Origin of the sequence: Pseudomonas sp. COW5 (genome assembly GCF_026240005.1) — a bacterium.
GTDB classification, from domain to species: Bacteria; Pseudomonadota; Gammaproteobacteria; order Pseudomonadales; family Pseudomonadaceae; genus Aquipseudomonas; species Aquipseudomonas kribbensis.
On the sequence record NZ_JAPHVP010000001.1, the window covers coordinates 1,903,323 to 1,920,208 of the forward strand.

At 62.0% G+C, this 16,886-nt stretch carries 13 protein-coding genes; all 13 read right to left on the reverse strand.

Features of this window, described 5'->3' with window-relative positions:
* Window positions 1-130: 130 nt before the first annotated feature.
* The 13 genes from OQ248_RS08605 to OQ248_RS08665 all read right to left on the reverse strand — a co-directional run bounded on the left by OQ248_RS08605 (window position 131) and on the right by OQ248_RS08665 (window position 16,856).
* A complete protein-coding gene (locus OQ248_RS08605; protein WP_085711037.1) occupies window positions 131-928 on the reverse strand; it encodes a transporter substrate-binding domain-containing protein in 798 nt (265 codons plus the stop codon).
* Window positions 929-1,301: 373 nt separating this feature from the next.
* Window positions 1,302-3,872 (reverse strand): glucans biosynthesis glucosyltransferase MdoH, encoded by a 2,571-nt coding sequence (gene mdoH, locus OQ248_RS08610; protein WP_265812590.1) that lies wholly within the window; start codon window positions 3,870-3,872, stop codon window positions 1,302-1,304.
* Window positions 3,865-5,679, reverse strand: coding sequence for a glucan biosynthesis protein G (locus OQ248_RS08615; protein ID WP_134825201.1), 1,815 nt, complete (start codon window positions 5,677-5,679; stop codon window positions 3,865-3,867). Before OQ248_RS08615 ends, mdoH begins: the two co-directional genes overlap by 8 nt.
* Before the next feature lie 321 nt (window positions 5,680-6,000).
* Window positions 6,001-6,438, reverse strand: coding sequence for a D-aminoacyl-tRNA deacylase (dtd, locus tag OQ248_RS08620; protein WP_065260939.1), 438 nt, complete (start codon window positions 6,436-6,438; stop codon window positions 6,001-6,003).
* Window positions 6,435-7,406, reverse strand: a complete 972-nt coding sequence (pip, locus tag OQ248_RS08625; protein ID WP_085608396.1) for a prolyl aminopeptidase — start codon at window positions 7,404-7,406, stop codon at window positions 6,435-6,437. Before pip ends, dtd begins: the two co-directional genes overlap by 4 nt.
* A gap of 104 nt (window positions 7,407-7,510) precedes the next feature.
* Complete coding sequence (locus OQ248_RS08630; protein ID WP_265812591.1) at window positions 7,511-8,416, reverse strand: alpha/beta hydrolase; 906 nt, start codon at window positions 8,414-8,416, stop codon at window positions 7,511-7,513.
* Entirely contained in the window at window positions 8,416-9,363 is a 948-nt protein-coding gene (locus OQ248_RS08635) for a choline ABC transporter substrate-binding protein (RefSeq protein WP_265812592.1), read from the reverse strand. The genes OQ248_RS08630 and OQ248_RS08635 overlap by 1 nt, the downstream gene beginning before the upstream one ends.
* Before the next feature lie 276 nt (window positions 9,364-9,639).
* Window positions 9,640-10,443 carry an N-formylglutamate deformylase gene (gene hutG / locus OQ248_RS08640; RefSeq protein WP_265812593.1) on the reverse strand — a complete coding sequence of 268 codons (804 nt, stop codon included), beginning with the start codon at window positions 10,441-10,443 and terminating at the stop codon, window positions 9,640-9,642.
* Between the two features lie 10 nt (window positions 10,444-10,453).
* On the reverse strand, window positions 10,454-11,659 hold the full coding sequence (gene hutI / locus OQ248_RS08645; protein WP_265812594.1) for an imidazolonepropionase: 1,206 nt from the start codon (window positions 11,657-11,659) through the stop codon (window positions 10,454-10,456).
* Window positions 11,660-11,870: 211 nt separating this feature from the next.
* Window positions 11,871-13,403 (reverse strand): histidine ammonia-lyase, encoded by a 1,533-nt coding sequence (gene hutH, locus OQ248_RS08650; protein WP_265812595.1) that lies wholly within the window; start codon window positions 13,401-13,403, stop codon window positions 11,871-11,873.
* A gap of 116 nt (window positions 13,404-13,519) precedes the next feature.
* Window positions 13,520-15,043 carry a histidine ammonia-lyase gene (gene hutH / locus OQ248_RS08655; RefSeq protein WP_265812596.1) on the reverse strand — a complete coding sequence of 508 codons (1,524 nt, stop codon included), beginning with the start codon at window positions 15,041-15,043 and terminating at the stop codon, window positions 13,520-13,522.
* A 134-nt stretch (window positions 15,044-15,177) separates the two neighbouring features.
* Window positions 15,178-16,008 carry a glycine betaine/L-proline ABC transporter ATP-binding protein gene (locus tag OQ248_RS08660; RefSeq protein ID WP_265812597.1) on the reverse strand — a complete coding sequence of 277 codons (831 nt, stop codon included), beginning with the start codon at window positions 16,006-16,008 and terminating at the stop codon, window positions 15,178-15,180.
* Entirely contained in the window at window positions 16,005-16,856 is an 852-nt protein-coding gene (locus tag OQ248_RS08665) for a proline/glycine betaine ABC transporter permease (RefSeq protein WP_085711027.1), read from the reverse strand. Before OQ248_RS08665 ends, OQ248_RS08660 begins: the two co-directional genes overlap by 4 nt.
* Window positions 16,857-16,886 lie beyond the last annotated feature (30 nt).

Below are 16,886 nucleotides of genomic sequence, written 5' to 3' on the forward strand. Positions count from 1 at the left end.
CCAAAAGTTGTGTCGCCTGGGAGGCCTCTTCGCGAGCAAGCTCGCTCCCACAAGGGACCGGGTCAGAAACACCGATCACTGTGGGAGCGAGCTTGCTCGCGAATGGGGCGACTCGGTCTATAGGACCGAGTTATTCCATGTCCTTGAGCCACTCGGTGCTCTTGAACCACTTGTCATGGATGCGATCGTAGGTGCCGTCTTCGTGGATCTGGTGCAGGAAGTTGTTGATGAAGTTGATGCTGTCGTAGTCACCTTTCTTCAGACCGAAGGCCAGCGGCTCGTAGGTGAACGGCTTGTCGAGGAACACCAGTTTGCCGGCGCCGACCTTGTTCACCGCGACCACGTTGTACGGCGCGTCGTAGATGAAGGCGTCAGCCTTGCCGTTGACCACGTCGAGCACTGCTTCCTGTTCGTTGTCGTAGCCGTGGTACTTGGCTTTGGCGATCAGCTTCTTGGCGACCATTTCGCCGGTGGTGCCGAGTTTGGAGGTGATGCGGTAGTCGGCGGTGTTCAGGTCTTTGTAGGACTTGATGGTGCCTTCCAGCTCCTTGCGTATCAGCAGGGTCTGGCCGACCACGATGAACGGTTCGCTGAAGTTCAGGCGCAGGTTGCGTTCCTGGGTCAGGGTCATGCCGCTGCCGATCATGTCGAACTTGTCGGTCATCAGCGCCGGGATGATGCCGTCGTAACCGGTCGAAACCAGCTCCAGCTTGACGCCCATGGCCTTGGACATGGCTTTGAGGATGTCGACTTCGAAACCGATGATCTCGCCGCGCTTGTTGGTCATTTCGAACGGCATGTAGGTCGGGTCCATGCCGACTTTCAACGTGCCGCGCTTGACCGCGTCATCGATTGCGCCGGCCTGCGCCGCATTGACTGCAACCAGTGCCGTGACGCCGACCAGCAGCATCGACAGATACTTCTTCATCTTCAAGTCCCCAAAACCATTGCGTTTGCGGCGCGAAAACCGACAGAGATGGACAAAAGTGTCCGGGTGCGCCAATTCGGGGACGGATGCTAACGCACTCGATTTTTTGCACAAGGTTTAATGGGGGATTTGTTTAACATTCGAGGGCCACCCCTCACCCCAGCCCTCTCCCAGAGGGAGAGGGAGCCGACCGAGTTGAACTTTCGAGATCCATCGACCGGAAATTCCTCAGTCGAACTTAGGTTCGGATTGCATGAAGATCTGCTCCCTTTCCCCCTCGCCCCCTTGGGGGAGAGGGCTAGGGTGAGGGGGTAGGATCTCAGTCGCGCCACAAATACGGCAAAAAAAACCCCGCTTTCGCGGGGTTTATTCATCAGGCCGGCTGCGCCTGCAAGCTCAAAGGCTTGAGCGGCAACAGCGGCGCATGCGGATCAGCTTTCACCGACGCTCGCCACGCGTCCAGCCACTCGGCGTGACCTTCGGCCCACACCTGCTCATGCAGGCGCGCCAAGGCCACCGGGTCGCTCAGCAGTTGCAGACGATCATGGTTGTTCAGCCCGGCCGGGCCGACCTTGATCGCGTGACGCACACGCTCCTGACGCAGCCACTCGATCGGCTCGGCCTGACCGTGACGCGAGGTCGCCAGCGAGCACGCCAGGGCGTTCTGCTGCGGATCGACCACGGCGCGGACAAAGCCGTCGTTCAGGGCATGCCAGCGGTTTTCGTGGGTGTACTGATCAGTGGCCAGCAGCGCCTGTGGCGGATTGTATTCCTCGGGGATGAGGAACAGGCTCTCGTCACGGGACTTCAGGCCCAGGCCCACACGGCTGGAAATCACCGAAACCGGAATCGACAGCATCAGCGAGCCGACGATCGGCACCAGCCACCACAGAAAGCTCGGGTTCAGCCAGATCACCAGCAGCGCCCAGAGGAAGCCCAGCAGGGTCTGCGGACCGTGGCGCTTGACCGCTTCGCTCCATGGCGTGGAGTCGTCGTCACGCTGCGGCGAGTTCCAGGTCGCGGCCCAGCCGAGGAACGCGGCCAGGACGAAACGGGTGTGGAAAATCATCCGCACCGGCGCCAGCAGCATGGAGAACAGCATCTCCAGCAGCATCGACAGGGTCACCTTGAACTTGCCGCCGAACTCTTTCGCGCCCTTGGCCCAGATCAGGATGATGCTCAACAGCTTCGGCAGGAACAGCAGCACGATGGTTGTCGAGAACAGCGCGACCGCTTTATCCGGATGCCATTGCGGCCACAGCGGATAGAGCTGGCGTGGCTCCATGAAATACTGCGGTTCCATCAGCGTGTTCACCGCCAGCAGCGCCGTCGACAACACCAGGAAGAAGAACCACAGCGGCGCCGACAGGTAAGACATCACGCCGGTCAGAAACACCGCGCGGTGCACCGGGTGCATGCCTTTTACCAGGAACAGGCGGAAGTTCATCAGGTTGCCGTGGCACCAGCGACGGTCACGCTTGAGCTCGTCGAGCAGGTTCGGCGGCAGTTCTTCGTAGCTGCCCGGCAGATCGTAGGCAATCCACACGCCCCAGCCGGCACGGCGCATCAGCGCGGCTTCAACGAAGTCGTGGGAGAGGATCGCACCGGAGAACGCACCTTTGCCCGGCAACGGCGCCAGGGCGCAGTGGTCGATGAACGGCTTCATGCGGATGATCGCGTTGTGACCCCAGTAGTGGGATTCACCCAACTGCCAGAAGTGCAGGCCGGCAGTGAACAGCGGACCGTAAACCCGGGTGGCGAACTGCTGCATGCGTGCATACAGCGTGTCCATGCCCGAAGCACGCGGCGCGGTCTGGATGATGCCCGCGTCCGGAGTCGCCTCCATCAGGCGCACCAGACTGGTCAGGCACTCGCCGCTCATCACCGAGTCGGCGTCGAGCACGACCATGTACTTGTAGTCACCGCCCCAGCGACGGCAGAAGTCGTCGAGGTTACCGCTCTTGCGTTTGACGCGACGGCGACGGCGGCGATAGAAGATCTTGCCGAAGCCCTTGGCTTCACGGCAGACGTCCAGCCAGGCCTGCTGTTCGGCGACGCAGATATCGGTGTCGTTACTGTCACTGAGCACGAAGAAGTCGAAGCGATCCAGGTCACCCGTGGCCGCTACCGACTCGAACGTCGCACGCAGACCGGCGAACACCCGAGGCACGTCTTCGTTGCAGATCGGCATCACCAGTGCGGTGCGCGCGTCTTTCGGAATTGGCTCGTTGCCGGCACTTTTACCGGAGATCCGGTATTTATCGTGGCCGGTGAGCAACTCGAGGAAGCCCATCAGCGCGGTCCAGAAACCGGCCGATACCCAGCAGAACAGAATCCCGAACATGATCAGGATGCTGGTCTGCAGCGCATACGGCAGCACTTGCGTGGCGGTTTGCAGCAGCGGTTGATGCAGGACTTCTTCCAGATCGACGAACGACCAGCCCTGGTACGGCATGATGCCTTTCATGTACCAGCCGGCGACGATGGTCTGGCCGAGCATCAGGATCAGCAGGATGTAGCGACGGATCGAACCGACGGTGCGCCAGCGGGCAGCCGGCAGCACGTTCTGGTCTTTCGGCGGCTGCGGCGGATTGGTCCGGCCGGTCAGGCGCCGCCAGCCACGCACCAGAATGTTGGTGCGCCACGGCTCCGGCACGACCTTGGTCCGACGGATCGGCGGCGTGGCCTTGAGGCTGACCCGGCCGCTGGCGTCGAGCACCAGCATTTCCGCGTCTTCCAGCTCTTCGGCAGTGCTCAGGGTCAGGCGCTTGCCCACCGAAGCCTGGGCGGCTTCGTTCGGCGCGTCGAACGTCGAGGACGACAGGCGTTGATGCAATTCGCTGAAGGACTGGCAGCCCGCGAGTTCCGCGCGCTGCTCGTCGGTCATCGGCAGATGCGCCAGATACTCGGACAGAGTCTCTGGCTGTACTTGAGAGTTACTCATCGGCAGGCAACTGATAGCTCCAGGTCTCGGTCAGGACTTCTTCAGTCGAGGCCGGTTCCGGTGTGGCTGGGGCCGCGTCCGCAGCCGCTGGCTGCTTGGCGTCTTTGTTGGCCTTGTCCTTGGCATCTGCCGCTGGCTTGGCGTCGGCCTGTTTGGCTTCGGCGGCCTTGGCTTCCTTGTCGGCTTTTTCCTGTTGCTTGGCGGCGATCTTGTCGGCCTTGGCAACCGAGGAGTTGGAAGCCGGCAGCGAGGTCTTGGCCAGATCGGCCGGAACGATGTTCTGCACCAGTGCGGCACGCATCTCGGTCGACTTGCTCGCGTCCTTGATCTTCATCCGCAGGGTCAGGCGCCAGCCCTTGGTTTCCGGGTTGTAGCGCACGCTGTTCTCGACCAGCTCGGCGTTGTCGCCGACGCTGACCTGGCTGCGAACGTCCGCATCCGGAGCCAGAGCCGCCAGGGACGGGCCTTCGAAGTCGACCAGATAGGCAACGCTGCCATCCGGCTGACGGATCAGGTTCGATTGCTTGACGTCACCGGTCGAACGCAGGGTCTGCTTGACCCAGGCGCTGTCCGGCGCGTGAATCGCCGCTTCGTCCATGGTCCAGTGCATGCGGTAGGCGAAGTCCAGCGGCTGGCCTGGCTCCGGCAGTTTTTCCGGGTTCCAGAACGCAACGATGTTGTCGTTGGTTTCGTCGGCGGTCGGGATCTCGACCAGATCGACGGTGCCTTTGCCCCAGTCGCCCTTCGGCTCGATCCAGGCGCTTGGACGCTTGTCGTAGCGGTCGTCGAGGTCTTCGTAGTGGCTGAAGTCACGGCCACGTTGCAGCAGACCGAAACCACGCGGGTTGTCGACGCTGAACTGGCTCACGGCCAGATGTTTAGGGTTGTTCAGAGGACGCCAGATCCACTCGCCGTTGCCGGCATGGATCGACAGACCGCTGGAGTCGTGCAGTTCGCGACGGTAATTGAGCACTTTCGACGGCTGGTTGGCGCCGAACAGGAACATGCTGGTCAGTGGCGCGATGCCGAGTTTGCCGACCTTGTCACGCAGGAACATCTGGCCTTTGACGTCGACAATGGTGTCGCTGCCCGGGCGCAGGATCAGGCGGTAGGCGCCGGTCGCGCGCGGCGAGTCCAGCAGGGCGAAGATCACCAGGTGCTTGTCGCCCGGCTTCGGCTGCTGAATCCAGAACTCGCGAAAACGCGGGAATTCTTCGCCGGACGGCAGAGCGGTATCGATCGCCAGGCCACGGGCCGACAGACCGTAGGTGTGACCCTTGCCGACGACGCGGAAGTAGCTCGCGCCCAGCATGGTCATGATTTCGTCTTGCTTGTCAGCCTTGTTGATCGGGTACAGGACACGGAAACCGGCATAGCCCAGTTGCTCGGTGGCCTTAGGATCGAACTGCAGATCGCCGAAATCGAAACGGCTCGGATCGTATTTGATTTCTTCGACGGTGTTCGCGGTGATTTCGTTGATTTTCACCGGCGTATCGAAGTGCATGCCCTGATGATAGAAGGACAGCTTGAACGGGTTCTTCTGGTCGGCCCATTCGGCTTTTTCGGTGCGGAAACGAATCTTCTGATAGTCCGCGAACTTCATGTCACGGAATTCGTTCGGCAGGTTGCTGCGCGGGGCTTCGAATTTTTGCCCGGCCAGCTCTTTGGCCTTGGCCGACACATCGTCAAGATTGAATGCCCAAAGCTGGCCGGCGCTGAGCAGGCAGAGCACTGCCGAGCCCGCTACCAGAGCGCTGCGCAAGCGTTTGGCAGACAATTTTGCTGCATTACAGGGACTAACAATCACGAGCAACCCTCGCCGAAAACAGATCAATAAACCAACGGCCAGATGAAGTGCCTGTGAGGTTTTCGGTACAAAAATACCGGCCTTGCAGGGCACCCTTGCCAAGTTGGCGAGCATTGTTCCGACTCCGCTGGGGCAAAATGATTCCCCAATCGGATCCGGACAAGTCTCTACCTAAGTCAAAATGGACCAACGAACGCTGATCCCCGTAGCGCGCGATTATCTAGTAGCCCGCGTGACAACGCATCAGGGGTAACAAAGTATTTATCGCGAAAATTCCCTGTTTTCAGTCGAAAAGCCCTTAAAAACTTGTTTCAAGCGCTTTCATGTCTGTAACAGGAAGGTTACCGGGCCATCGTTGACCAGGTGCACCTGCATATCCGCGCCGAATCTACCTGATGCCACAGTGCCATGCATCTGTTTCGCTTTGCTTAATAGATAGTCGAACAATTCCTCGCCCAGCGCCGGAGGGGCGGCGGTCGAGAAACTCGGACGCAGCCCGCTTTTGGTGTCGGCAGCCAGGGTGAACTGAGAGACCAGCAGCAGCCCGCCGCCCACATCCGCCAAAGACAGATTCATCTTGCCCTCGGCGTCACTGAATACTCGATAGTTAAGCAGCTTATGCAGAAGTTTGTCGGCGCTGGCCTGCGTGTCGTCGGGTTCGACCGCCACCAGCACCAGCAAACCCTGATCGACGCTGCCGACCACCTCCCCCGCCACTTCGACCCGCGCGCCTTTCACGCGCTGCAAAAGCCCCTTCATGCTTCTTCGGGTGGCAGGTCGAGCAGGCGCCGGGCCATTTTGCTGGCGGCACGTACCAGCGCATCGGTGATACCCGGTTCGGACGCAGCGTGACCGGCATCGCGGATCACCTGCAGTTCGCTGTTCGGCCAGGCCTGATGCAGTTCCCAGGCATTGTCGAGCGGGCAGATCACGTCGTAACGGCCATGGATGATCACGCCCGGCAAATGAGCGATCTTGCCCATGTCACGAATCAGCTGGTTCGGTTCGAGGAAGGCGTTATTGGTGAAGTAGTGGCATTCGATCCGCGCAATCGACAAGGCGCGCTGCGGCTCGGAGAAACGGTCGACCACCAGCGGATTCGGGCGCAGGGTCGCGGTGCGCCCTTCCCAGGTCGACCAGGCCTTGGCGGCATGCATCTGGGCGATCTGGTCATTGCCGGTCAGGCGTTTGTGGAAGGCGCTGAGCAGGTCGTCGCGCTCGTCCAACGGGATCGGCGCAATGTAGTCCTGCCAGTAATCAGGGAACAGACGGCTGGCCCCGGCCTGGTAGAACCATTCGATTTCCTGCGGACGGCAGAGAAAGATCCCACGCAGGATCAGACCATGCACACGTTCCGGGTGGGTCTGCGCATACGCCAGCGCCAGGGTCGAACCCCAGGAGCCGCCGAACAGCACCCATTTATCGATGCCCAGGTGTTTGCGAATGCGCTCGAGGTCTTCGACCAGATCCCAGGTGGTGTTGTTTTCCAGACTGGCGTGGGGGGTGGAGCGTCCGCAGCCGCGCTGGTCGAAGGTGACGATGCGATACAGGTTCGGATCGAAGTAGCGACGGCTCTGGGCATCGCACCCGGCGCCCGGGCCACCATGGATGAACACCACCGGCAAACCTTCCGGTGAACCGCTTTCGTCGACGTACAGCGTATGGGTGTCGTCGACGGCCAGATCGTGCCGTGCGTGAGGTTTGATCTGCGGAAACAAAGTCTGCATTGCGCGCTCCGTAAGGGGTCGAGGTCATCCCTGGGGGGACTTCTATTATTCTGCCGTCCGGCATCATAAACCCGATTTACGTCAATGAGCATGCCCGCACGCTGTCACATTTTGTCAGCCATGAACCCCAGCAGGTTTTCGTAGAGGCGATCGACTTCGGCGACCTGATGCCGCGCCCGCAGGCAGCCGTGCACCAGCCCTTCGCCGTAATACAGCGTGGCCTCGCCCCCGGCGGCGGACAGCCGTTCGGCGTAGCACACACCGTCGTCGCGCAGCGGATCGAACTGCGCCACGGCGATCCAGGCCGGGGGCAATCCGCTGAAGTCATCGGCGAGCAACGGCATGGCCCGGGCATTCGGTTGTGGCGTGCCGCGCAGGTACAACGCGTAATAACAATCCACGTCGCTGCTGGAGAGTAACGGCGCATCGGCGCATTCGCTGCGTGACGGCAGATGCTCGCCGCCGCCCAGTCCGGGATAGATCAGCACTTGGGCACTGGGCAACCGCTCGCCGGCATCGCGCAGAGCCAGACACAACGCAGCGGCGAGATTGCCACCTGCGCTGTCACCGGCCACCAGCATCCGCTCGGGGTCGAAGCCGAACGATCCGCTGCGCAGGGCACACCAGACACTCAGGCAATCGTCGAACCCGGCGGGAAACGGATGCTCGGGCGCCAGCCGGTAATCCACCGCCACCACCATCGCTCCCAGCGCCAAGGCCAGTTCGCAGCAGATGAAGTCGTGGGAATCCAGCCCGCCGACCACCCAGCCGCCACCGTGCAGGTACACCACGCAGGGTGGTGACGCAGCAGGTGGGCGATAGGCGCGAACCGGCACCGCGCCCAACCGAAAGCCCTCTACCTCAAGCCCTGCCGGCCGCGGCGGGGTGAACGCCCGGCACATCTCGTCATAGCCACGGCGCAAACCGGCGAAGCTGCTGTCATCGCTGGCGAAGCTTTCGGTTCTGGCGATAAACGCCGCCATCGCCGGAGAAAGTGGATAAGTGCCCATCAGTTTTTCAGGCTGGCCTGGACCGTGGCCACGCCGTCCTTGCCGTCGAAACTGCTGACACCCGCCAGCCAGCGCTGCAGATCTTCGGGATGCTCACGCAGCCAGGTCTTCGCCACTTCCTGGGGCGTCTTGCGCTCCATGATCGGTACCATCAGCTGACTCTCCTGAGCGGCGGTGAAGGTCAGGTTTTTCAGCAGTCGATTGACGTTCGGGCAGCGCTCGGCGTAGTCCGGCGCGGTGACCGTGGAAACGGTGGCGGCGCCTTCGTTCGGGCCATAGACGTCTTCGCTGCCGGTCAGGTAGGTGATTTTCATGTTGATGTTCATCGGATGCGGCGTCCAGCCGACGAACACCACGAATTCCTTGCGGTTCACCGCCCGCTGCACGGCGGCGAGCATGCCGGCTTCACCGGACTCGATGATCTTGAAATCCTTCAGGCCGAAATGGTTGGTTTCGATCATGGTCTTGATCGTGGTGTTGGCACCGCTGCCGGGCTCGATGCCGTAGATCTTGCCGCCAAGCTGATCCTTGAATTTTGCGATATCGCCAAAGGTTTTCAGCCCTGCCGCTGCGACGTAGTCCGGTACTGCCAGCGTCGCTTGGGCGTCGGCCAGACTTGGCTTGTCCATCACTTTGACCTGATTGGCGGCGAGGAACGGCGCGATGTTCTTGTCCATCGCCGGCTTCCAGTAGCCGAGGAAGATATCCAGGCGTTTATCGCGGATGCCGGCAAAGATGATTTGCTGCACGGCGCTGGTCTGTTTGCTTTCGTAGCCTAGGCCGTTGAGCAGCACGTCGGCCATGCCGCTGGTGGCGATCACGTCGGTCCAGTTGACCACGCCCATGCGCACGGTTTTGCAGGAAGCATCGTCGGAAGCCATGGCGCCGGCGCTGAGCAGCGCACTGCCGGTGAGGATTAACGCACAACGAGTGAACAGTTTTTTCATGTGGGATCGTCTCGTGCGGCAGCGGTTTATTGTTCGGATCGGTGTCTTCTTGCACCGTGGCCGAAACATTACGCAGCAGGCGAGACGGAAAAGCGACCTGTGGCGACCGGGATTTGCACGGTGGCGACACTGTTGGAACGTAGAACCTGTGAAAAAACCACAACCCTTGTGGGAGCGAGCTTGCTCGCGAAGGGGCCGTGTCAGTCACCCTCTGAGGCGGCTGACACGCCGCATTCGTCGGATCGCCGCCCGGAGCAAGCCCGCTCCCACAATCAGTTATGCGGTATAGCGGGATTTGCCCCACGCGAGCAGCCCTTGCAGCAACTCCTTGAGCACCACCCGCGTCGGCTCCGCCAGATCGGCGCGGTAGCGGAACGGCTCGAACTCTTCCATGTAGGTGCACTGGCCCAGTTCCAGTTGCACGGCATGGATGTTCTCGGCCGGGTTGCCGTAGTGACGGGTGATGTGGCCGCCCTTGAAGCGTCCGTTCAGCACATGGCTGTAATCGCCGTGGCGTGCGCAGATCGCTTCCAGTTGCGTGGCCAGTTGTGGATCGCAACTGGCACCGTTGAAGGTGCCGAGGTTGAAGTCCGGCAGCTTGCCGTCGAACAGGTGCGGGATGATCGAACGGATCGAGTGCGCATCAAACAGCAACGCGTAACCGAACTCGGCCTTCAGCCGCGCCAGCTCTTCCTGCAGGGTGCGGTGGTACGGCGTCCAGATCTGCTCCAGGTACGTCGCGCGTTCTTCTTTCGACGGTTCCTTGCCTTCCTTGAACAACGGAATGCCATCGAACAGCGTTGCCGGGTACAGCCCGGTGGTGGCGCCGGCATACAACGGTTTGTCGTCGGATGGTCGGTTCAGGTCGATGACGAACCGCGAATACTCGGCCGCCAGGGTGCTGGCACCCAGTTCGGCGGCGAAGTCGTAGAGCTGCGGAATATGCCAGTCGGTGTCCGGCAGGCTTTTCGCGTCCGGGATCAATCCGGCCTCGACCGCCGGGGTCAGGCGCACGCCCGCGTGAGGCATGCTGATCAGCAGCGGCACGCGACCTTGTTTGAAATTCAGAACCTTATCCACAACCGCTCTCCTACAGACTTGATTCAACGCCGTGACGCACGACGCGTTTGTCCAGTTCACCGCCCAGCCAGTACGCCAGGTCCGCCGGCCGGTCGATCTGCCAGGCGACAAAATCCGCGACCTTGCCGACTTCCAGCGAACCGTGGGTATCGGCCATGCCCAAGGCTTGCGCCGCATGAATGGTGGCGCCGGCCAGAGCTTCTTCCGGGGTCATGCGGAAACAGGTGCAGGCCATGTTCAGCATCAGGCGCAACGACAGCGCCGGCGACGTGCCGGGGTTGAGGTCGCTGGCGATGGCGATTTTCACCTTGTGCTTGCGCAAGGCTTCCATTGGCGGCAACTGGGTTTCACGCAGGAAGTAGAACGCCCCCGGCAACAGCACTGCGACGGTGTCGGACTTGGCCATGGCAATGGCGTCGTCTTCATCCATGAACTCCAGGTGATCGGCGGACAACGCGTGATAGCGCGCGGCGAGGCTGGAGCCGTGCAACGACGACAATTGCTCGGCGTGCAGCTTCACCGGCAGACCGAGTTTTTGTGCGGTGACGAACACCCGCTCGACCTGCTCCGGGGAGAACGCCAGGTATTCACAGAAGGCATCCACCGCGTCCACCAGCCCCTCGGCCGCCAGCGCGGGCAGCATATCGGCGCAAATGTGATCGATGTAATCGTCAGCACGATCCTTGTATTCCGGCGGCAACGCATGGGCGGCCAGACAGGTGCTGCGCACGCTGATCGGCAGCTCGTCGGCGAGGCGACGGATGACTCGCAGGATCTTGCGCTCGCTGGCCAGATCGAGGCCGTAGCCGGACTTCATTTCGACTGTGGTCACGCCATCGCGCATCAGGCTTTTCAGGCGTTTGGCGGCGCTGGCGAACAGTTCGTCTTCCGAGGCTTCGCGGGTGGCGCGCACGGTGCTGGCGATGCCGCCACCGGCTGCGGCGATCTCGGCGTAGCTGACGCCTTGCAGGCGTTTCTCGAACTCGCCGCTGCGGTTACCGCCGAACACGGTGTGAGTGTGGCAGTCGATCAGGCCGGGGGTGACCCACGCGCCTTGCAGGTCATTGACCGCCGGGTATTCGCCGGACGGCAATTGAGTGCGCGGGCCGATCCACTCGATGTGTGCACCGGACGTCACGATCGCCGCATCCTCGATGATCGAGTAGACGCCTTGCGCCATGGTTGCGACGTGGCAGTGTTGCCAGAGGGTTTTCACTGTTGGCCTCCGTTGAAATTCTGTTTGGTGGGCAGCCTCAAAAGCCCCCTCACCCTAGCCCTCTCCCGGAGGGAGAGGGGACTGACCGCGTTGTTCTTTCGAGGTACATCGACCTGAAATTCCTGAGTCGAACTCAGGTTCTGAAAACGATGAAGATCGGCTCCCTTTCCCCTCTCCCCTCTGGGGAGAGGGTTGGGGTGAGGGGTGGTTCTTACAGGGTCGGCAGCAACTTCGCCGGAACCAATTCAGTCAGAACCCGCGAAGCCAACAGCTCGGTCGCCGCATTGATGTCCGGCGCAAAGAAGCGGTCCTTCTCGTAGAACGGCACTTCGCGACGCAGGATTCCCCGGGCCTTTTCCAGTTTGGTCGAGGTCTTCAGGCCGTTGCGCAAGTCCAGACCCTGCACCGCCGCCAGCCATTCCACCGCGAGAATCCCGCGCGTGTTCTCGGCCATTTCCCACAGGCGCTTGCCGGCGGCCGGGGCCATCGACACGTGGTCTTCCTGGTTGGCGGAGGTCGGCAGACTGTCCACCGAATGCGGATGGGCCAGTGCCTTGTTCTCGCTGGCGAGGGCCGCCGCAGTCACCTGGGCAATCATGAAGCCGGAGTTCACGCCGCCATTGGCCACCAGGAACGGCGGCAGTTGCGACATGTGTTTGTCCATCATCAGCGAGATGCGGCGCTCGCTCAGGGAGCCGATTTCAGCGATGGCCAAGGCCATGTTGTCAGCAGCCATGGCCACTGGCTCGGCGTGGAAGTTGCCGCCGGAAATCACGTCGCCTTCGGCGGCGAATACCAATGGGTTGTCGGAAACGGCGTTGGCTTCGATCACCAGCACCTCGGCGGCCTGACGGAACTGGGTCAGGCACGCGCCCATGACCTGTGGCTGGCAGCGCAGCGAGTACGGATCCTGCACCTTTTCGCAGTTCTGGTGCGAGTCGGAGACTTCGCTGCGCTCGCCCAGCAGATCGCGGTAAGCGGCAGCGGTGTCGATCTGGCCTTTCTGGCCACGGGCGGCGTGGATGCGCGCGTCGAACGGCGAACGCGAACCCAATACCGCTTCAACTGTAAGACCACCCAGCGCCAGTGCACCGGCAAACAGGTCTTCACCTTCGAACAGACCACGCAGCGCAAATGCGGTGGAAACCTGAGTGCCGTTGAGCAGCGCCAGCCCCTCTTTCGCAGCCAGTGTCAGCGGGGTCAGACCGGCGACTTTCAACGCCTCGGTCGCTTCCATCCACTCGCCCTTGTAGCGCGCCTTGCCCTCGCCCAGCAGCACTAGCGACATATGCGCCAGCGGTGCCAGATCGCCGGATGCACCGACCGAACCTTTCAACGGAATGTGCGGATAAACCTCGGCGTTGATCAGCGCGATCAGCGCATCGATCACCACGCGGCGAATGCCGGAGAAACCACGGCTCAGGCTGTTGACCTTGAGCACCATGATCAGGCGCACCAGCTCATCGCTGATCGGCTGGCCGACGCCGGCGGCGTGGGACAGCACCAGCGAACGCTGGAGGTTTTCCAGGTCTTCGCTGGCGATGCGGGTCGAGGCCAGCAGGCCGAAACCGGTGTTGATGCCGTAGGCGGTGCGGTTCTCGGCGAGGATCTGCTCGACGCAGGCGACGCTGGCTTCGATCTGGGCCGAGGCGCTGTTGTCGAGAGTCAGCTTGACCGGTTGCTGATAGACATCACGCAGTTGGGCCAGGCTCAGTTGGCCGGGGATCAGGTTCAGCGCAGTCATTTTGTGCTCCTTTTGAGAGTTTATTGTTAACTCGCCAGACGCTCCGGAGATGTCCGTTGTCCGTCGCGTCTGCCCTTTTGGGGAGCCGCGCCTTGGCACGCTGGCGTGGATAGTTTTCAGTGCAAATTCGGCAGTACGTGGTGCAGCAGATCCGGGTCTTTCAACACGCTCGCGGCAGCGGCGATATCCGGCGCCAGCCAGCGGTCCTGATCGTAGGCCGGGACCTTCTCGCGCAGCAGTCGCCACGCCACATCGGTGCCGGCGCCGAAGCGCTGTTCCTTGAGAAATTCAAAGGCCTGAGCCGCCAGCAGGTACTCGATGGCGAGGATCTGCGTGCAGTTTTCCAGTGCGCGATGCAGCTTCAGCGCGGCGTTGGTGCCCATGCTCAGGTGGTCTTCCTGCAGGCCCGAAGTGACGTAGTTGTCGAGCACCGCCGGTTGCGCCAACTGGCGGTTTTCCGCGCACAGCGACGCGGCGACGTATTGCACGATCATCATCCCGGAGTTCACCCCCGGATTGGCCACCAGAAACGCCGGCAGACCGCTGACATGCGGGTTGATCAGACGGTCCAGACGCCGCTCGGCAATCGAGCCGATTTCGGCCATCGCGATCGCCAGCAAGTCCGCCGCCAGCGCTACCGATTGCCCGTGCGGGTTGGCCTGGGACATCACCCGGAAGTTGTCTGGCGTACCCAGCAGCAACGGGTTGTCGGTGCAGCCGTTGAGTTCGGTTTCGATCTGTTTGATCGCGTGTTGCAGTTGATCGCGGGCGGCGCCGTGTACCTGCGGGATCGAGCGGATGCTCAGCGCATCCTGAGTGCGAATGCCTTTGCTCTTCGCGATCACTTCACTGCCATCGAGCAGCGCCCGCAGATTGACGCCAACCTGCTGCATACCCGGGTGCGGCTTCAGCGCGATGATCTCGGCATCGAATGCGGCGATCTGGCCGCGCTGCGCTTCAAAACTCATGGCGCCGACCACGTCGGCCCATTGCACCAGTCGCGTGGCATCGGCGATGGCAAGGCAGCCGAGACCGGTCATGCACGGCGTGCCGTTGACCAGGCACAAACCATCCTTCGCCCCGAGCTGCACCGGTTGCAGGCCTTCTTCGGCCAGCGCCTGTTGCGCAGAAACAATCTGCCCGCGATAGCTGACGTTGCCCACGCCCAACAGCGCGATACCGATGTGAGCCATGTGGGTCAGGTAACCCACCGAACCCTGGGACGGCACTTGCGGGGTGATGCCGCGATTGAGCAGCGCCAGCAGCGCTTCGACCACTTGCCGATGAATCCCGGACTTGCCGTGGCTGTAATTGCGGATCGCGGCGCACATGATGGCGCGGGTCTGCTCGTCGGCCAGCACCGGGCCGACGCCGCAGGCGTGGCTGAGCAAAGTGTTGCGCGACAACTGGCTGAGTTGTTCGCCCTGCAGCGAGACGTTGGACAGACCGCCCAGCCCGGTGTTGACGCCATAGGCGCGCTCGCCGCTGGCGACGATGCGCTGGACGATGCCCTGAGCATTTTCGATGCGCGCCCAGGTCTGGGCCGACAGCTCGAGCTGCGCGCCATGACGGGCTACCGCGACCACATCCCGCCAACGCATCGGAACGTCGGCGATAACGATTTTTTCAGCCTGGGACATCTTCAACCTCATCCGAACCTTGATGCAGCTTTACCGACGCTATCGCGAGCAGGCTCGCTCCCACAGGGGTACACATTCCAACTGTGGGAGCGTGCCTGCTCGCGATGAGGCCGGCCCAGTCAACACAAATCTGCTTAAACCACCGCCGCCCGCCGCTGCACGAAGCGGTCGACATACTCGTCCGCCGGCGAGTGCAGGATCTCTTTCGGCGTGCCGACCTGGATCAGGCGGCCGTCCTTGAGGATCGCGATGCGGTTGCCGATGCGCACGGCTTCGTCGAGGTCGTGGGTGATGAAGACGATGGTCTTGTGCAGGGTCTTTTGCAGCTCCAGCAACTGGTCCTGCATCTCGGCGCGGATCAGCGGGTCGAGGGCGCTGAACGCCTCGTCCATCAGGATGATGTCGGTGTCCGCCGCCAGCGCGCGGGCCAGGCCGACACGCTGACGCATGCCGCCGGAGAGCTGGTGCGGGTATTTGTTTTCGTAGCCTTTGAGGCCCACGGTGTTGATCCAGTGCAGCGCGCGCTCGGCACACAGTTGCTTGCTCTCGCCGCGCACTTTCAGGCCGTAGGCGACGTTGTCGAGCACGGTCTTGTGGGGCAGCAGGCCGAAGCTCTGGAACACCATGCTGATCTTGTGCCGGCGAAATTCGCGCAGGGCGTCCATGTCGTATTGCAGGATGTCCACACCGTCCACCAGGATCGCGCCGCTGGTCGGGTCGATCAGGCGGTTGAAGTGGCGCACCAGCGTGGACTTGCCGGAACCGGACAGGCCCATGATCACGAAGATCTCGCCGGTGCCGATGCTCAGGGACAGGTCGTTGACTCCGACCACGCAACCGGTCTCGTTCAGCACCTGCTCCTTGGTCTTGCCCTGGCCGACCATCGCCAGCGCATCCCTGGAACGGTTGCCGAAAATCTTGAAGACGTTTTTGACTTCGATCTTGCTCACGGTTGCGTTGTTCATTTGCTCACCTCATGCCGTGGCCGACCATACGCCTGGGTAATGCGGTCGATGACCACTGCGAGAATCACGATCGCCAGACCGGCTTCAAGGCCGCGTCCGACGTTGAGGGTCTGGATGCCTACCAGCACATCTTCACCCAGGCCACGGGCACCGATCATCGAGGCGATCACCACCATCGACAGGGCCATCATGGTGGTCTGGTTGATCCCGGCCATGATGCTCGGCAGGGCCAGCGGCAGTTGCACGCCGAACAGTTGCTGCCAGCGGTTGGCGCCGAAAGCGTTGATGGCCTCCATCACTTCACCGTCGACCTGGCGGATGCCCAGATCGGTCAGGCGGATCAGCGGCGGTGCGGCGTAGATCACGGTGGCGAAAATCGCCGGCACCTTGCCCAGGCCGAACAACATCAGCACCGGGATCAGGTACACGAAGCTGGGCATGGTCTGCATGATGTCGAGCAGCGGCATCAGGAACGAACGCAGGCGATTGCTGCGTGCCGAGAGGATCCCCAGCGGCACGCCGATCAGCACCGAAATGACCGTGGCGACCATCATCAGCGCCAGCGTTTGCATGAGTTTGTCCCAGAGGCCGACGGCGCCGACCAGGAACAACAGACCAACGATCACGGCGGTAGTCACGACCTTGCGCGTGGCATGCCAGGCAACGCCCGCGACGATGGCCAGCATCAACCACCACGGTGCGGCGCGCAGCAGGCCTTCAAGGTTGACGATGGCCCACAGCAGGGTGTCGGAGATATGGCGGAACACGTCACCGTAGTTGGTGACCAGTGCATCGACCCAACCGTTGACCCAGTCGGCGATGGAAAACGTAAAGCGTTCGGGAAACATAAGCGGCTCTCAATCAGAAATCTCAATCAA